Genomic DNA, 16980 nt, shown 5'->3' on the forward strand with positions numbered 1-16980 from the left:
ACTCCCCTCTGAATGTGTGCTGTATGGACAATTACCAGTATTCTATCGTATATTTGATACGACACGCTTACTGTTTACTAACTTCTACTTCAACGAAGGCATAGGTTTCCAGTCTTGATCGTGCAAAATTTTTCGAGAATCAATCCAACCGGTAAACAATTTACCAATACCCGAAATAATATGCTCACGATCGACAGCTATCAAACGAATAAGCTCTTTAGCAGCTGTTAAAGCAGTTCCAAGCGCAAACATAAACGGACGAAAATCGCCATGAACCATAAAGTAGCGAGCCATAAAGCCTCTATTTCGCATAATATGATAACGATTCATGTCCGATGTTGAATTTAGCTGACGCACTCCTGCAATATCCCAATTAGGAATATCACGAGTGCGACGAAGAATAATATCCGGAACAACAATAGGATTCGTAACCTTACTCGCAAGATACCCGTAAGTAGTATCATCCCAGTAAATAAAGTAGCGCGAATCCGGGAAGCCGATTTTTTCAACTATATCTCGACGAATCAAACCGCCCTCAAAACACATCGTATTCATAACTTTGTATCCAGCTCTGCCGAAAGCAGCAGGCGCAATAGGATTTGGAATACCAAGCGGAACCAAAAAATCGTACTGCCAGTAGAATTTACCACCGTCATAATCTAAACGACTTCCTTGAACAACAGCATGACGCTTAGTCCAAGGAGCAAGACGCTCAATAGATTCAGGCACTGTTTCAACATCGTCATCCATAACCCAGAACCACTTAGCTCCAAGTTCATAAGCTTTTTTAACACCAGCACTAAAACCGCCAGCACCACCAAGATTTTCATCTTGAGGAGCATACACAACATGAAGTTCATTGCCTTCACAATCTTTTTGAGCTTTACCCCAACGATTAGTTAAAGAAGCTTCAAGACGAGCAACCATTTCGCCGGTTTTGTCACTGCACTCATTGTCAACAACGACAATACGCCAAGGGCATTCTTTTAAACATTCAAACGAATGGAATAAATTCTCCAAAAGCTCTTGACGCTTATAAGTGACAACAACAATAGCTAATTTATCAATGCTAGTTGCGTTATTAGTAGTAATTTTTTTTGATGCACTCGTATTGCTCATACTTGTATTCTCGCACCTACCCTCGCCACACAATTATCACAACAATGTTCTTAGCATGAGATACAAAAGAATAGTTAGTTTCAGGGAAGGTGAAAATCCTTACTGGCGGTAACAAAATACGTATTTCATGCGTTTTTGAAGCCCGCGAGCGGCTTACAAGCTGCTGATTCGGTTAAATTCCGAAGCCAACGGTTACAGTCCGGATGAAAGAAACGGAGACCCATCATGGGCATTTCTAATACAAATAATCACCAAACTTATGCAAAGAACTCTAACTGGTCTAGCGAAAAAATAGCAAAATACGCTCTATTCGTGGCACTTTCAATGGCTGTAAGTTTCATAGAATTTCCACTTATTCCAGACTTGTCGTATTTAAAATATGATCCTTCAGGAATAGTATGCCTAGTTGCAGGATTCGCATATGGTCCTGCAGCTGCAGCAATAGTAAGCATACTAGGTTTCGCACCGCACTTATTTACCAATCCACTAGGCACAGTTATGGCAGTGCTAGTATCTTTAGGAGCTAGCGTCACAGCGGCATTGATTTACAAAAAAATGCATACCAGAAAAGGCGCAATAATCGGACTTTTGGCAGGATCAATTATTGCTATTGCTCTTGCAATAGCTGGAAATCTTGTTATTACGCCACTTTATGCTCACATGACTGTTTCACAGGTTGTGGCTCTTATTATTCCAGCACTGCTACCGTTTAATATTATTAAACTTGCACTTCACGTTGTAGTAACTATGCTTATTTACAAACCAATTTCCAACCTACTACACGAAAATAAATAATAATTCTAAGCGGCATAATTATGCATAATATCAGCACAAGTAGTAGCATGAACGAAGCTAAAAAGCACATGATTGAAAACAATGCGCAAGTAGTGTTGCGAAATGTTTGCTTTAGCTACGATGATGGAAAAACTTGGACGCTTAATAATTTAAGTCTTACAATTAATGCTGGCGAGCGCGTGGCAATTGTGGGATTAAACGGTTCTGGTAAGTCAACCTTGGCAAAAATTATTGCAGGTTTAACGGCACCAGATAGCGGTTACGTTACATTATGCGGTGAAAAAGTTTTTGAAAATACTACTGCTTGTGCTGAATCATATAAAAAAGCACGAAAATATATTGGTGCACTTTTCCAAAGTCCTGAAGACCAGATTATTACAACAATTACTGAAGAAGATGTTGCTTTCGGACTAGAAAATTTGCAATTCCCTCGAAAAACAATGTATAAGCGTATCAGTGAAGCTTTAAAAACTGTTCACATGGAAGATAAGCGTTACGCTGACCCTAGCACTATGAGCGGCGGACAGCAGCAACGAGTAGCTTTAGCAAGCGCTATTGCTATGAATTCTAAACTGCTTGTTCTTGACGAACCTACTTCTATGCTCGACTCGTTCGCACGCAAAGACGTTGATGCTTTATTCGATAATTTGCATAAAAATGGCACTACTATTGTTCAAATTACACACAATTTTGAGGAATGCAAACGAGCAAATCGCATACTTCTACTAGAAAATGGCATTCTGAAAGAAGTAAGCTTTAATGGTTTAAAAACTTACCTTTCTAATATTGAGTTGGCTAATAATCATTTAACTAAAATCAGCAAGAACAAAAACTTAACAGATAGCAGATTCAAAGAAAATGAGTCAGATATCGCTGTAGAAATTTCCGGACTAACTGTTAAATATGATAAAACTTCTCCAGCTGTTATTGACGATTATTCACTCACTGTTAAAAGTGGCGAAACAGTTGCAATAATGGGCGAAAACGGCTGCGGTAAATCAACTCTTGTTAAAACAATGTGTGGATTGTTAAAAGCCAATTCAGGAAACATAACAGTGCATGGTATATCTGTTAGAGGTAAAACATCTAAAATAATACGACAAAAGCTACATCAAACAATTGGCTACGTTATGCAACTGCCAGAACAACAGCTTTTTGCTGATACAGTACGGAACGATGTTTCGTATGGGCCAAAAAATTTTGGGCTGAAAGGCAATGCTCTTAAAGAACGTGTGGATGAAACCCTACGCTTATTGAGCCTTGAGAATTTGGCTGAAAAATCACCTTTTGCGCTTTCTGGAGGTCAGCAGCGTCTTGTTGCAATAGCTGGCGTTTTAGCTTGCAAGCCACGCGTGCTCGTACTGGATGAGCCAACAGCTGGATTAGATTTTGAAGCTGCGTTACGTATTCGAGAAATTCTTGGAATGCTACACAATCAAGGCGTAACCATAATACTTATTACGCATAATCTTCAAGAAGTAGAAGATTTAGGCGCAAGATTAGTAACATTGAAAACAAGGAATAAAGCAAGCAATAAAGAATGCAGCACAGCAAAAAATATTGAAAATACCAAAAACAAAGAAAGTTCCGCAAAAGCAAAAACAACTTCGCTACTTCAATCTTTTGACCCACGCGCGACGCTGCTATCATGCTTTATTCTTATGCTAAGTGCTTTTAGTATTACTAACTACATACAGTTAGCTATTCTTGCTTTTGTAACATTTACTCTAACTGTTGCTGCAAAAATACCATTTGTTAAGCTTATTGCTTCACTGCACATGATTATTGCGGTATTTGTTTTCTCCGGATTACTTAACATTCTGGCAGTGCGAACTGGTACAGTGCTAGCAAATATTGCAACTATTCCTATTACAACTGATGGAATTAATTACGCAATACTTTTTGCAACACGATTCTCGCTTGTTATTATCATTGGAGCAGTTCTAGTACTAACAATGAGTCAGACAACGCTTAACGAATCTTGCACACGATTACTATCACCACTTCGACATATTGGAATACCAACGCAAGAAATAGCACTTATTATGAGTCTAGCGCTACGGTTCTTGCCAACACTTAGTGCAGAAGCGCACTCTGTGGCGCTAGCGCAAATCGCTCGCGGAAGTAGCATTCGAGATGGTTCTTTTAAGCAACGAGTACACGCTATAACAGCTTTAATAGTGCCAGGTTTTGCAGGAGTAATTCGCCATGCTGACACTCTTGCGCTCGCATTAGATGCACGCTGTTACACGCCTGGAGCTGAAAGAACTCACTTGCACTCATGGAAAATGCGTATAAAAGATGTGCTGCTATCAGTAGTTACTCTTGGTGTTGTAAGCGCGATTATTGTGTGCAAAATGCTACCTTTGTAATAAAAAATTTTGAAAATATTTCACCTTTTGCAGCAAGCGCAATAAATACGGAATAAATAAATTTGCATTATCACATACAACAATTCGCAATATACTGTATAATCCGTTAAGCACTATGTAATTTATGTAATATTTGCGTTATAAAACTTGCATTTGAAAGGACGCCTTATGGCATTGACAAAAAAGCAGATTAAGCAGCTTCGCGCGCTCGCTAATACGCTTAGCCCACTTTTATACGTTGGCAAGAACGATATTACTGATGCAGCTGTGAAGCAAGCAGACGAAACCATGCAGTACCACGAGCTCATGAAGTGCTCTGTGCAAGATGGTTCCGGATTAAGCGCTAAAGAAGCTGCTGATGCACTTGCTCAAAAGCTCGGCGCCGAAGTCGTGCAAGTAATTGGCAATCGTTTTGTGTTGTTCCGCGTCTCTCCGCTAGACAGCGTTGACCACATTATGCTTGTGCGTGAATAATGATTTAGATTAACACGCCGTTTAAATCGTATACGAATGGGCTTCTCTAATTTGAGAGGTCCATTTTGCTTATGAGAAGCTATATAAATTACGTAATCAAACCAAAGATGCAGCATAATTTTTGCATGTTTTTTATCAACTCATGTAGCTAGAATTGCATGTAAGAATTTCGCTTAAGAGAGATTGATTGATTCGAAAACTGAGTCAGTGATGCTTATTTTGTATCATGCCTGAGATGGAGGTTTATTATGAGTAAAGCTAAAAGTTATTTTTGGGGATTTGTTGTTGTCGCTATATTAGCTGGTTTGTGCTATTGCGTTCAGCACAATCCTTCTTTTAGCGGATTGCGTCACTTACTTAATATAAAACCAGATCTTAACGCTATTAGCGAAAAGTGCCATTTACCAATAAAACGCAGCTACGCTCTCGGAGGAGATAATGCGATTATAAAAGTTGGAACTGGTGACAATTTTCAACAAGCCGCATCATGCGTACTTGATGAGTTTCCTTCTTCTGACGCAAATCATAAAAAATTAGAAAATATTCTTTATAAAAACGGCAACCCATTCGACATGAATGACGACAATCATATTTTTATTGTTAGCGACCCATGTTCTGTAATGATTTTCCCAACTACTGCTGGTGACGTTATGATTGTTGGAAATGCTAATAATCTTTCCAAAATAGACAACGGCTCACTCATGGCAGGTTTAATGAAAGACGTTTCTTCCAATTACGGTGAATGAGTTACACATAAAACGTAGGTTTTGCCAAAATACGATTAAACAATTGCAACTTTGCGAAAGTAGAGATGCTGGGTATGAAAAAGAATAGTGATTTTCTGTATTATTGCGTATCGACTGTTGTACTTATATGCTGGCTTACAACATGGGTTGTGTATGTTTGCTTTGTTGTCGACACTGCACAAAATAGCGGTTTTTCACTGCAACATGTTGCCAGTAGTGCCATAAGCACTATCACAAAACCGCATACTCGCAATGCAGATGACATTCTTTCTCAAGCTGGCCGCGCTTATAAAGACGTACTAACTAATCTCAACGGCAAGTATAAATTTGGTGATGCAGATAAATATTATTATTCGCTTTGGGATGTTAACAATGACAAAATTCCTGAGTTGATTGTAACTGCTGCGAAAGTTGTAGATCCAAATTGTTCGCCAGCACAAAATGGTGAGACTTGTGAAAATGATCGACCAATATCAGCTCGGTTATTTTCATATGATGGGAAAAAGTTAGTCATTCCCTCAACCATACTTAGTTATGGCACTAATTTTGGAACTATGTTTTTTGACAAAAATCATGATGGTATTGTTTTCCTTGAAAATAAAGTACCAGATGGCGGTTATTCTGAGATCCATAACTGGTCGGAAGATCCTCATTTCCCATGGAAAAAAACAATATATAAACTGCAAAATAATGATTTTGTTAAAAAAACTTATTTAGTTGAATATCCTATCGACACAAATCTAACTAAAGGTAGTAATGAGTTAGGTAAAGTAACTGCGCCAAATTATTTGGAATCTGATGATCTTAGCGAAATTAATAAGTTAATTAATATAACTAAATTAACTTCTAAAGAGCGTCAGCATGAAGCAGAAGTGCTGAAATGGCGAGAAAAAGGTTATCAGGTTTTCGACGGTACAATATCTAGTGAAAATGAATTTATTTTCACTAAACGTCTTCTTATTGTTACTAATTTTCATGGAACAGAAAGTGGTTTTTCAGCTCCAGGTTCCTCTGTAGCAAGAGGTTTAATACTTCAAGGAAATTCTGAAGAAGATAATTCTAAATTAGATGCTTATTTTTCAAAATACGCAAAAACTGGGGATAAATTTACCATAGCTATTAAAGATTCTAGATATTGTTGTTGGGATGAAGATCTTTCAGGAACTCCGGAAGCTTTTGATGCTATGCATATTATTCCGTAATATACATTAATATATCATCGCAAAACTTTCTGTTCCTATGAAGTATGTAAATACACATAATTACATAGATTAAATGCTCCATGAGTGTTGAACTGTCTCAGTAGTTTTGCAATCATGGAGCATTTTATTTGCGCGAATAAATTTCATTTTTAAATGAATATCACTTCGCTTGATGCATGTAATGCAGTTTAGTCACGTTCAGGAAGCTTACTCCAGTCGAAAGGCTTTTCAACCAAGTAGTATGCAACACTATCGTCTGGAGCAGGCTTAAACGGAACAGCCTTGTGCTTAACTGTTGGCACGAACGGGTTATCTTCTATTGCACCTTTGTAAGGCTCAGCATCAACAGTTGTTTTAGAATACAGTTTCGGATTTCTGCGTAAAATAAACGGTCTTGTAGTATCTGGCTTTTTATTGCCTTTTCCTTCAAAATAGCCAGAAGATTCAATCTTATTAAGATTTGCATGAACTGGAACTACAAGGAAGAAGTCGCGCATTCTAAACGAAGAGTCTTTCCAATAGCCAGGAATTTTATCAGGACTTCCATATTGTTTAATGTCTTCAGGAGGTTCAAACGCGTCAACCCACTTACCATTAACACACATATTGCCAATATTGTCATTAGCTGTTTCACCACAATATGGCAATCCCATTCCACGATAAAGTTCAAAAGCGCCAGTGTCTCCAACAATCAAATGATTCTTCATCTGACTGTCTTTGTTTTTATTATTATCCTTATAAAAAATTACCCCACCAGGATCATGAGCGCCATTACCCAAAGTTAGATACTCATAGAAATGAGAGTCTTCAGGATATACAGGGTCATTTGGTAACCGCAAAAATGTAAACATTGGATGTTTTTGCGGATAATAATATGGCTGAAAATCTATACAGTCACCATCATTAGTACACCAAGTGCCAATTACAGGATTGGTATTCGTTGCCCAGAGTGACTTATCGTCGCTATCGCTTTCTTTTGTCATCACATTTTTGGTTTCAGAAGCGTCAACACCGTAGTACAAGTCAACATGCCCACCTGAAAACTTTGTACCTAAAGCAGGCTTAGAAGAAATAATCCTACCAAGATTCTTTTCTGACGAGAAATGCGGGTGCAATGAAACATCTTTCAATCCTAAATCTCGCAACTTATTTACTGCTTCGTCTTTATCCATGCCGAACAAGTCAGCAGGAATACCTTTGTCTTTAACTCCAACAGCAATACGAATCACACCATCATCACTACTTCCGCTCGAAACTGGGAAGCCTGGCATAGGGTCAGTTGCAATAACTTTTCCAGTATTAGTAGAAATAATATTGTATGTTTCAACAGGAACGCCCATAGATTCAGCTATTTTCTTAGCTTTTTCGAGAGGCTGACCTACTACACCCTTTTTAGGAATTCCAGGACCTTTAGATTCTATAACAGTAACATGCGATGAACTTTGCACACGTTGACCAGGACGAACATTAGTAAAACGAACAAAACCACCACGTTTAACAGAAGAAAACTCTTTAACAATAATAACTTTCACACCCTGCTTACGTAGATCGTCTACAGTTTTTTGCAATGGCGCACTTTTTAATGCACTAGCTTTAGGAATAAGAACAGTATGACTACTTTGTGAAGGTAAATAAAATACCATAAACGCAACCGCAGCAGCAATAACAAGTACTACAGCAACAATTGAAGCAATCAGTAGTTTAAATTGCTTTGATTTAGTAAAAGATTTCTCGCTACTACTTTTTGCAATATACCCAGGCTGAGTATAAGTTTCTTTTACAGGTGGCACATTATAATTTTCATTCGCAACATCCGAATAATTTGCAACAACATTGCCACATGAATCACAAAACTTACTATTCTGCTCTAGTTTATTTCCACAATTTTCACAAAATGCCATAATTCCCTCTCTTAACTGTGCTCACACTTACCGAGTTTTTAACACAGCAAATCCCTCTTAAGTGAAATATCTACACACGATTCTAGTTACACTGTCTGATAAACACAAAGATGCAATAACAAACACAGCACTTATTTATTTGTTAGATTCGTGAAGAATGGCACGGATTTGAGATAAACGTTGCGAAATCTCGTGCTCGTAGCCGCGATTCGACGGCTGATAGTATTCGCAACCAACCAGCTCATCTGGCATGTACTGTTGGGATGCTACAGCACCCGGATAATCGTGAGCATACTTGTACCCGTCATGGTTTCCCCAACTTTTCATCAAAGCAGTTGGAGCGTTACGCAAATGAAGAGGAACTTGACCAATATTTCCAGCATCAACGTCTTTGAGAGCCTGATTTATAGCATTATAGCTTGCATTTGATTTAGGAGCAGTTGCTACAGCAATCACAGCTTCCGAAAGAATAATACGCGCTTCTGGCATGCCGATTAAAGCAACTGCTTGAGCTGCTGCAACAGTTACTTGCAAAATTTGCGGAGCTGCCATACCAACTTCTTCGGCAGCAGCAATCATAATTCGCCTTGCAATAAAACGCGGGTCTTCACCAGCTCGAAGCATTCGCGCTAAATAATGCAAAGAAGCGTCAACATCACTTCCGCGCATCGACTTAATAAAAGCAGAAATCACATCGTAATGATCGTCGCCGTCTTTGTCGTAACGAACTGTAGTAGTATCCATTACGTTAGAAACAATATCAGCAGTAATTACAGGCTTCTTTTTGCCATGCTGTAACGCAACATCTCCTGTTACTGCTCCTGCAGCCGCCTCTAAAATAGTGAGAGTTTTGCGAGCGTCTCCCCCGCTTAAGCGAATAATAGAATCTATTGCGTCATCGTCGATTTTAAGCTGATTATTAAGACCATTTTCGCTAGTTAGCGCACGTTCTATAAGAGTATGCAAATCTTCAACGCTAAGTGACTCAAGTTTAACAACTACTGATCTACTAAGTAGCGGCTTAATAATTGAAAAGCTTGGGTTTTCGGTAGTAGCTCCAATAAAAGTTACGTCGCGATTTTCAACGCTTGGAAGCAAAGCATCCTGCTGAGATTTAGAAAAACGGTGAACTTCGTCAATAAATAAAACTGTTTCTTGACCATTACTAACTAAACGCTCATGTGCTCGATCTAACACAGCTCGAACGTCTTTAACTCCAGAAGTTACAGCAGAAAGTTCTTCAAACACGCGACCAGACTGACGAGCAACAATATAAGCGAGCGTAGTTTTGCCAACTCCCGGAGGACCAAACAACACAACAGAACTTGGAGCAGTAAGAGAACCTTTAGATTGCGGATTTGCAAGCCTGCGCAAAGGCGAACCTTCTTTTAGAGCATGCAACTGCCCTAGCACGTCTTCAATACTGCTCGGGCGCATACGCACTGCCAACGGACGAGTCACATCACTCGGCACGCTACTTGCTGCAAATAAATCCTGCTCCATAAATACCAGCTTACACTACATATAGAACAAACGTTCGATTGCATTTTGCGTCTTGCATTTCGTATTCTGTTAACACATTTTTAAAAATCACACGTGCGAAACTTGGTAATCGAAGAACACAACTTCGCCTTCATCTTGAGTTGTATCTAAATCGACAACGCCAGTAATAGCCCAATTATGATCCCCGTCTGAATCGTCAATAATCTGCCGAACTTTCCACGAATGTTCACTTTTCTCAAGCGAATCATCCAAAATAAACAAGTCGCCACTTCGAGCCTTAGCATCTATTCCAACATACTCGTGCTCATCGTAATAGTCGTCAAGCACATCATTCCACTCGTGAACGCCGTAACCCCAAGCTTTGTCAAGCTCTCCCAAAGATTCCGCATCTTCCAAATCCATAAGCTGCACACGGCGGAACATTGCGTTTCTAATCAACACAATAAGTCCACGACGATCCTCAACTACAGACTCAGAAGTTGAAGGCGCAGCCGTAGTTACAGCGCTAGCTTCAGCATCCGATCCTCCTGCACTCTCCCACTCGTCAACAAGACTTGAATCAATAGAGCGCACAACAAGACGAAGCCACGAAATAATATCACGCAATTCTTCGTTAAGCATATCTTCAGGCACAGTGCGCGCAAGAGAACGGTAAGCGTCCGAAAGGTAACGAAGAAGCGTTCCCTCACTTCTAGCAATGCCATAACGAGAAATGTACCCAGTAAAATCAGATGCTGTTTCAACCATGTCTCGAAGCACAGATTTTGGCTTAATCCAGTAGTCGTTCGCCCACGGCACATCCTTGCGATATTGCGCAAAAGCAGGAGCTAGTAAGTCTTCAAGAGGCTTAGGATAGCTAACTTCAGCTAAGCGTTCCATGCGCTCCTCATAGTCAATGCCATCGTCCTTCATACCAGCCATTGCAGCATCGCGTTCTTTGCGCTCTTGAGCACGAAGAACAGGCTTAGGATCATCCAGAGTTGCTTCAACCATGGAAATTACGTCAAGTGCGTAGCTTTGAGACTCGGGATCTAACAATTCCAAAGCTGCGAGCAAGAACGGAGAAAGCGGCTGATCCAGAGCAAAGCCTTCAGGCATTGCAACGTCAAGCTCATAATCGCAAGAACCGTCCGAAAGCTCTCTGCATTCAATAACTTGAGTATCGAGCAAAGTTTGGAAAATATCGTCGCAACGCTCAAGTAATTTTTCTTTATCTTGTGGCCTTTGTGCACTATCTTCAATAAGTTTTTCAACGCGCGCTCTAGCATCCCCACCTTGCGTAACTTCGTTCAAAATCATTGAATGCGTTACAACCATGTGAGGATTCAAAGTTTCAGGAGCGCTTTCAATAAGCTTAGTAAACGTTGGCTCACCCCAAACAACAAAGCCTTCTGGAGCTTTCTTACGCTTAACTTTTTTAAGCTTTTTAGGATCATTTCCAGCTTTTGCAACAGCGCGCGCATTCTCAATCTCGAACTCTGGAGCCTCTGCAACTACTAAGCCCTCAGTATCGAATCCCATTCTGCCTGCACGTCCTGCAATTTGGTGAAACTCGCGAGCGCGAAGCTTTCTACTACGATTCCCATCAAATTTTGTAAGAGCTGTAAGCACAACCGAGTGAATTGGCACGTTAATGCCAACGCCGAGAGTGTCTGTGCCGCAAATAACTGGTAGAAGTCCAAGCTGAGCGAGCTGTTCGACAAGCCTACGGTAGCGCGGAAGCATACCAGCATGATGTACGCCTACACCAGTGCGCAGTAACCTTTGCAAAATTTTGCCGAAACCTGTAGTAAATTTAGTACCTTTAATGGCTTGAGCAATTTTGTCTCGCTGCTCTTTGCTTGAAACTCCAGTACTTGCGAGCGCTTGCGCTGTTTCAAGAGCTGCGTCTTGCGAAAAATGAACTACGTAAATTGGCGTTAAACCCTTGTTAAATAAGAGTTCTACAGTTGTTGCAAGCGGCTTATCTGTGTACTCGTATTCGAGCGGGATTGGTCTTGGAGCGTCTGCAATAATATCGACGTTTCTTTTTGTTGATTTTTCTAAGCGTTCCGCAATATCCGTTACGTCTCCAAGAGTTGCGCTCATAAGTAAGAATTGCGTATTTGGAAGTGTAAGCAGCGGAACTTGCCAAGCCCATCCGCGCTCTGGATCACCATAGTAGTGGAATTCGTCCATTGCGACGCAATCGACTTCAGCGTTTGCGCCTTCACGCAGAGCTTGATTTGCTAAGATTTCCGCCGTGCAGCAGATTATTGGAGCATCCGCATTAATATGCGAGTCGCCTGTAATCATACCAACGTTGTCACGCCCAAAAATAGCTACTAAATCGAAGAATTTTTCGGATACAAGAGCTTTAATTGGCGCAGTATAGTAGGAGCGTCTGCCGGTGGCGAGCGCCGCGAAATGCATACCGAGCGCGACAAGCGACTTTCCAGAACCTGTTGGAGTGTTTAAAATGACGTGGTCTCCTGCAAGCAAATCCATAACGGATTCTTCTTGATGCGGCCACAAATCTACATGTTTGTTATCTTTAACCCAATCAACAAATGCTTGAAAAATCTCATCTTCGCTAGCATGATGCAAATCGAAAGCTAACTCGCCCAAACCAGCCATATACGCTCCTACTTTACTTAACCCTAACTTACTTTGACTTAATCACGCTTTATTTGCGCTTTACTTGCGCTTCTTCTTATCTCGTACTTTTACAGAGATTTGAATAGGAGTTCCCTCGAATCCAAACTCTTCTCGAAGAGAACGCTCAATAAAGCGACGGTATCCGTGCTCTAAGAAGCCAGTTGTGAATATTACAAAACGCGGTGGGCGCGTAGAAGCTTGCGTAGCAAACAAGATTCTCGCTTGTTTTCCGCCTCGCAAAGGATGCGGATGAGCAGACTGAATACGACCTAAGAAAGCGTTGAGCTTGCCTGTAGGAATGCGCTTATCCCAGCTGTCTAAAGCTGTTCGCATAGCGCGCGCAAGACGATTCGTATGCCATCCTGTTTTTGCGGAAAGATTTACACGCTCAGCCCAAGTTACGCGCTCAAACTCAGTTTTCCATAAGCGTTCCATGCGCTGTCTGGAAAATTCGTCCATCAAGTCCCATTTGTTAAACACAAGTACGATTGCGCGACCAGCGTCTACAGCCTGGCTCATAACTTTCAAATCCTGCTCTGCAATCGGCTGGGAAGAATCGAAAAGAATCAAAGCAAGTTCCGAGCGTTCAATCGCAGCTTGCGTACGAAGTGAAGAATAGTATTCAGCACCCGTAAGCTTGTGCTGCCTGCGCTTAATACCAGCAGTGTCAATAAACAGCCAATCCTCGCCGTCAACTCGCACAACCTCATCAACAGGGTCACGAGTAGTTCCAGCCAAATCGTTTACAACAGATCGCTCTTCATGAGCTAAATGATTCAAAAGCGAAGACTTACCAACGTTTGGACGACCTACTAAAGCAACTCTGCGAAGTCCTTCTGGAGTTAAGAATCCTGAAGTTTTATTCGCTTTCTTCAAAGAATTGAGCGCTGCATCAAGCAAATCTCCAACGCCTCTGCCGTGCATTGCAGAAATTCCGTAAGGCTCACCCATTCCGAGCTTCCAAAACTCTGCAGTCAAATACTCGCTTCTAGCGTCGTCAACTTTGTTAACTGCCAGAGTAATAGGCTTACCTGCAGCGCGAAGCATTGAAACAATACGCTCGTCTGTAGCTGTTAAACCAACTTGACCATCTACTAGGAAAATCACAGCATCGCTTAAACGCACTGCTACTTGCGCTTGTTGAGCAATAGAAGAATCAATACCTTCAACATCTGCTTCCCAGCCGCCAGTGTCAACAAGCTTGAAGTTGGTCCCAGCCCACTCAGCGTCGTAGCTTACGCGATCTCTCGTAACACCTGGAGTATCTTCTACAACAGCTACACGATGACCCAAAATACGATTTACAAGCGTTGATTTTCCAACGTTTGGTCGACCTATAATGGCGATTACTCCAACAGCTTTAGAGTCTTTTGCATCGTCTTGACTTACTTCGTCGCCTCGAAGAAGCGCACGATCTTCATCGTCAAGATCGTAGCCTTCAAGATTAGCCGCATAACGGTCATACTCATCCTGCTCAATTGCAGCGTCAACCATTTCAACAAGAGCATCGAGAGTCTGCTCAAAAGTCAAATCAGAATTATCGAGCGTTGTAACACCGTCTGCCGCTTGAAGAAAATGCGTAACTTTAGCATCTTTAGCGTCACGAGCGCGAATATCGTCTTCTTCAGATTCATTATTTTTAGATTCATTATTTTGCAAATTTTCTTGCGCAATATTCTGCTTGTTTCTGCGAGCTTGACGCACTTCTTCGCGTGCAGTAAGAAGCACTCGAACTTGAGCATTAGGAGCAACAACAGTAGTAATATCGCGTCCTTCTGCAACTATTCCCTCACCTTTAGAGAAAGAATCTTCATCTGACTCTGAAGCAATATACGCACGCTGAGCAGCAATAAGCATACGGCGAACTGCAGGAATCGAAGATACAGTAGACACATGCGAAGAAACTTCGCTGGAACGCAATTCTTCGCTAATATCCTCACCTTCAACAGTCACTACAGGATTCTTAGGATCAACACTAAAGTCAGCGTCACTTTCAGTAAATAAGGCTCCAACAGCTTCAATAATTTGATTAAAACGTTCAGCATCCGCTGGATTTACAGGATTTCCTTCTTCATCCAATTCAAGTTGCGTGCTTAAATCAATACCTTGTTTCAAGCACCACCAAGCAGCAGCTCTATACATTGCACCCGTATCTAAATACGCAAAACCATAGTATTGCGCTAAAGCACGAGAAGTAGAAGACTTACCTACTCCTGCTGGTCCATCAATTGCTACACAAATCACAGGCCAACCTCCTTAGAAAGCGAGCGCACTTCTGTTTGAGAAAGCACGCGATACGATCCAGCTTTTAAGTCACCCAATTTAATAGGGCCAATTTGCGTACGAACAAGACGCTTTACAGGGTATCCTACGGCTCCAAAAATCCTGCGAACAATACGATTTCTGCCAGAATGCAACACAACTTTTACCATGGTTGTGTCGTGATTCTGATCGATTATTGCGCAACGGTCGAGCTTAATCCAACCATCTTCAAGATTTACACCTTGTGAAACCAAGCGGCGGCAAACCATACCGTTGATTTTGCCTTCAACAGTTGCAATATAAGTTTTCTCAACCTCATACTTTGGGTGCATTACGTGCTGGCTTAGCTCGCCATCGTTGGTCATTAAAATAAGACCTTCAGAATCGTAATCCAAGCGTCCCATGTGGAAAATTCGCTCGTACTTGTCTCCAACAATATCTCTTAAAGTAAAGCGACCTTTTGGATCGTCCATTGCGCTAAGAACTCGCTTAGGCTTATGCAATGCGAGCGTTACTAGCTTTGTGTTGAACTTTACGCGAGATCCATCAACGCGCACTTTTTGACGTTTTGGATCTACTCGAGTACCAAGTGTTGTAACCAATTCGTCGTCTACTTCAACACGCCCGTCAAGAATAATCTCTTCACACTTGCGTCTTGAACCAAATCCCGCTTCAGCAAGCAGCTTCTGCAGTCGAATGGCGTTGTTGTCATCTGAATGCGCCTGATTGGCGCGGGAATATGCGTTTGGCATCGTTCTCCCAACGTGACCTAAAGAATTACATACATATTTGCGCCAGAATTTACTTAAGAATACGCAATATAAGCAATTCATTACTCATTAATTTACTAATTTATGTGGTAATTTATTAAATTTGCAATAAATCAAAAACACCACGTCTTCCTATGTTACCGTATGGCATAGCCGTGATAGTATAGCCTAGGTTTCATTGTGTTGCAATCATTAACAAAGCGGCACAACTAAAATTAAGGAAAATTATGATTAAAACTACAGATACACCGTGCAGCACAACTAAAACTGCTGCGCCACTTATTGTTCGTATTGGTACTGAATTTATTGCTACAGCTTTAGCGATGTTCGTTGTTTACACTTTTTATTCTCTTACTACCGTAATGTACGGAATCAACGTTTTAATGATTGCCGCCGGCACTGGTATCGCTTATGCTGCAGCGACATATATTGCATCTAAAGTTTCTGGGGGCCACCTTAACCCTGCAGTAACAGTTGCTTCGATGCTTACTGGACGCACTTCATACACTGCAGGATTATGCTACATTGTTGCCCAAGTTCTTGGTGCTATTGCAGCTGCAGGATTGTTTATTCTTATTATTCCTCAGCAGGATTCAAGCATTGATCCGTCACAAGTTGGTCAAGGCTCAGGTTTTGACAAAAAGTATTGGTTTGTTTCAATAGTAAACGGATTCGAAAAGGCATCTCTTTCTGCACGTCAACTAAAAGAAATAAACTTGTCTTTCGGAATAGTATCTGCGTTATTAGTTGAAGTTATTGCTGTTATTTTGATTGTTGCCACTGCATTGCGCAGCACAGACCATGAAGGTAATACTAAATGCGGTTATGCAACACACATCGGTATTGCATACGCAGCTGGCGCTTTCATTACGTATCAAATTACAGGAGCTGGTTTGAATCCTGCGCGTTCTACCGGCATCGCATTATTCGCAAACTCTCATGATTTGGAAGTTAAACCACTAAGTCAATTGTGGGTATTCTGGATTGCTCCAATTTTTGCTGCAGCGCTTGTTAGCCTAGTTTTGCTATTAACAAAGCTTCTTTCAAACTCAGCACAAAAACTTGCTGTATCAAATGAAACAAATCCTGCACCAATACAAAATTTTGCAGACACAAAAGCAGATGCTCCTGCAGCGCCAGATATGAGCTATGAGTACGTTCAAAACGCATCTGACAATAACGTTGCGAACAATCTTTAA

General features: G+C 41.0%; 12 protein-coding genes and 1 riboswitch. Of the genes, 6 read left to right on the forward strand and 6 right to left on the reverse strand.

Annotated features, from left to right (window positions below; genetic code table 11):
- Window positions 1–84 precede the first annotated feature (84 nt).
- Window positions 85–1119 (reverse strand): glycosyltransferase family 2 protein, encoded by a 1035-nt coding sequence (locus HXT47_RS04260; RefSeq protein WP_004106577.1) that lies wholly within the window; start codon window positions 1117–1119, stop codon window positions 85–87.
- Window positions 1120–1191: 72 nt separating this feature from the next.
- A riboswitch (FMN riboswitch) is annotated at window positions 1192–1338 on the forward strand.
- 6 nt (window positions 1339–1344) lie between these two features.
- Here HXT47_RS04260 and HXT47_RS04265 point away from each other — a divergent pair.
- From HXT47_RS04265 to HXT47_RS04285, 5 genes are all read left to right on the forward strand, one after another.
- Complete coding sequence (locus HXT47_RS04265) at window positions 1345–1914, forward strand: ECF transporter S component (RefSeq protein ID WP_004574293.1); 570 nt, start codon at window positions 1345–1347, stop codon at window positions 1912–1914.
- 47 nt (window positions 1915–1961) lie between these two features.
- Entirely contained in the window at window positions 1962–4286 is a 2325-nt protein-coding gene (locus tag HXT47_RS04270) for an energy-coupling factor transporter ATPase (protein ID WP_410295851.1), read from the forward strand.
- 168 nt (window positions 4287–4454) lie between these two features.
- Window positions 4455–4760, forward strand: coding sequence for a YhbY family RNA-binding protein (locus HXT47_RS04275; RefSeq protein ID WP_012914205.1), 306 nt, complete (start codon window positions 4455–4457; stop codon window positions 4758–4760).
- Between the two features lie 248 nt (window positions 4761–5008).
- Window positions 5009–5506, forward strand: a complete 498-nt coding sequence (locus HXT47_RS04280) for a hypothetical protein (protein ID WP_116442733.1) — start codon at window positions 5009–5011, stop codon at window positions 5504–5506.
- A gap of 74 nt (window positions 5507–5580) precedes the next feature.
- A complete protein-coding gene (locus tag HXT47_RS04285) occupies window positions 5581–6708 on the forward strand; it encodes a hypothetical protein (RefSeq protein ID WP_116442734.1) in 1128 nt (375 codons plus the stop codon).
- Window positions 6709–6896: 188 nt separating this feature from the next.
- On the opposite strand, the gene HXT47_RS04290 is transcribed toward HXT47_RS04285, so the two are convergent.
- The 5 genes from HXT47_RS04290 to HXT47_RS04310 all read right to left on the reverse strand — a co-directional run bounded on the left by HXT47_RS04290 (window position 6897) and on the right by HXT47_RS04310 (window position 15763).
- The gene (locus tag HXT47_RS04290) at window positions 6897–8609 is read right to left on the reverse strand and encodes a PASTA domain-containing protein (protein ID WP_421788892.1); all 1713 of its coding nucleotides are present in this window, start codon (window positions 8607–8609) and stop codon (window positions 6897–6899) included.
- Between the two features lie 135 nt (window positions 8610–8744).
- A complete protein-coding gene (locus tag HXT47_RS04295; protein ID WP_421788894.1) occupies window positions 8745–10112 on the reverse strand; it encodes a replication-associated recombination protein A in 1368 nt (455 codons plus the stop codon).
- A gap of 87 nt (window positions 10113–10199) precedes the next feature.
- Window positions 10200–12728 (reverse strand): DEAD/DEAH box helicase, encoded by a 2529-nt coding sequence (locus tag HXT47_RS04300; RefSeq protein ID WP_421788896.1) that lies wholly within the window; start codon window positions 12726–12728, stop codon window positions 10200–10202.
- A 60-nt stretch (window positions 12729–12788) separates the two neighbouring features.
- Window positions 12789–14993, reverse strand: a complete 2205-nt coding sequence (gene der / locus HXT47_RS04305) for a bifunctional cytidylate kinase/GTPase Der (protein WP_101886053.1) — start codon at window positions 14991–14993, stop codon at window positions 12789–12791.
- Window positions 14990–15763 carry a pseudouridine synthase gene (locus HXT47_RS04310; RefSeq protein ID WP_101886054.1) on the reverse strand — a complete coding sequence of 258 codons (774 nt, stop codon included), beginning with the start codon at window positions 15761–15763 and terminating at the stop codon, window positions 14990–14992. Before HXT47_RS04310 ends, der begins: the two co-directional genes overlap by 4 nt.
- Window positions 15764–16008: 245 nt before the next feature.
- Here HXT47_RS04310 and HXT47_RS04315 point away from each other — a divergent pair, with 245 nt between their 5' ends.
- The gene (locus tag HXT47_RS04315; RefSeq protein ID WP_117008758.1) at window positions 16009–16980 is read left to right on the forward strand and encodes an MIP/aquaporin family protein; all 972 of its coding nucleotides are present in this window, start codon (window positions 16009–16011) and stop codon (window positions 16978–16980) included.

The organism is Gardnerella sp. DNF01205 (assembly GCF_049244135.1).
Taxonomy (GTDB): Bacteria; Actinomycetota; Actinomycetes; order Actinomycetales; family Bifidobacteriaceae; genus Bifidobacterium; species Bifidobacterium leopoldii.

What these genes read in the sequence shown, in the direction of transcription:
- HXT47_RS04265 (WP_004574293.1), top strand. Translation starts at nt 1,345, where the DNA reads ATGGGCATTTCTAATACAAATAATCACCAAACTTATGCAAAGAACTCT.
- HXT47_RS04270 (WP_410295851.1), top strand. Translation starts at nt 1,962, where the DNA reads ATGAACGAAGCTAAAAAGCACATGATTGAAAACAATGCGCAAGTAGTG.
- HXT47_RS04290 (WP_421788892.1), bottom strand. Translation starts at nt 8,609, where the DNA reads ATGGCATTTTGTGAAAATTGTGGAAATAAACTAGAGCAGAATAGTAAG.
- HXT47_RS04280 (WP_116442733.1), top strand. Translation starts at nt 5,009, where the DNA reads ATGAGTAAAGCTAAAAGTTATTTTTGGGGATTTGTTGTTGTCGCTATA.
- HXT47_RS04260 (WP_004106577.1), bottom strand. Translation starts at nt 1,119, where the DNA reads ATGAGCAATACGAGTGCATCAAAAAAAATTACTACTAATAACGCAACT.
- HXT47_RS04300 (WP_421788896.1), bottom strand. Translation starts at nt 12,728, where the DNA reads ATGGCTGGTTTGGGCGAGTTAGCTTTCGATTTGCATCATGCTAGCGAA.
- HXT47_RS04315 (WP_117008758.1), top strand. Translation starts at nt 16,009, where the DNA reads ATGATTAAAACTACAGATACACCGTGCAGCACAACTAAAACTGCTGCG.
- HXT47_RS04295 (WP_421788894.1), bottom strand. Translation starts at nt 10,112, where the DNA reads ATGGAGCAGGATTTATTTGCAGCAAGTAGCGTGCCGAGTGATGTGACT.
- HXT47_RS04310 (WP_101886054.1), bottom strand. Translation starts at nt 15,763, where the DNA reads ATGCCAAACGCATATTCCCGCGCCAATCAGGCGCATTCAGATGACAAC.
- HXT47_RS04275 (WP_012914205.1), top strand. Translation starts at nt 4,455, where the DNA reads ATGGCATTGACAAAAAAGCAGATTAAGCAGCTTCGCGCGCTCGCTAAT.
- HXT47_RS04285 (WP_116442734.1), top strand. Translation starts at nt 5,581, where the DNA reads ATGAAAAAGAATAGTGATTTTCTGTATTATTGCGTATCGACTGTTGTA.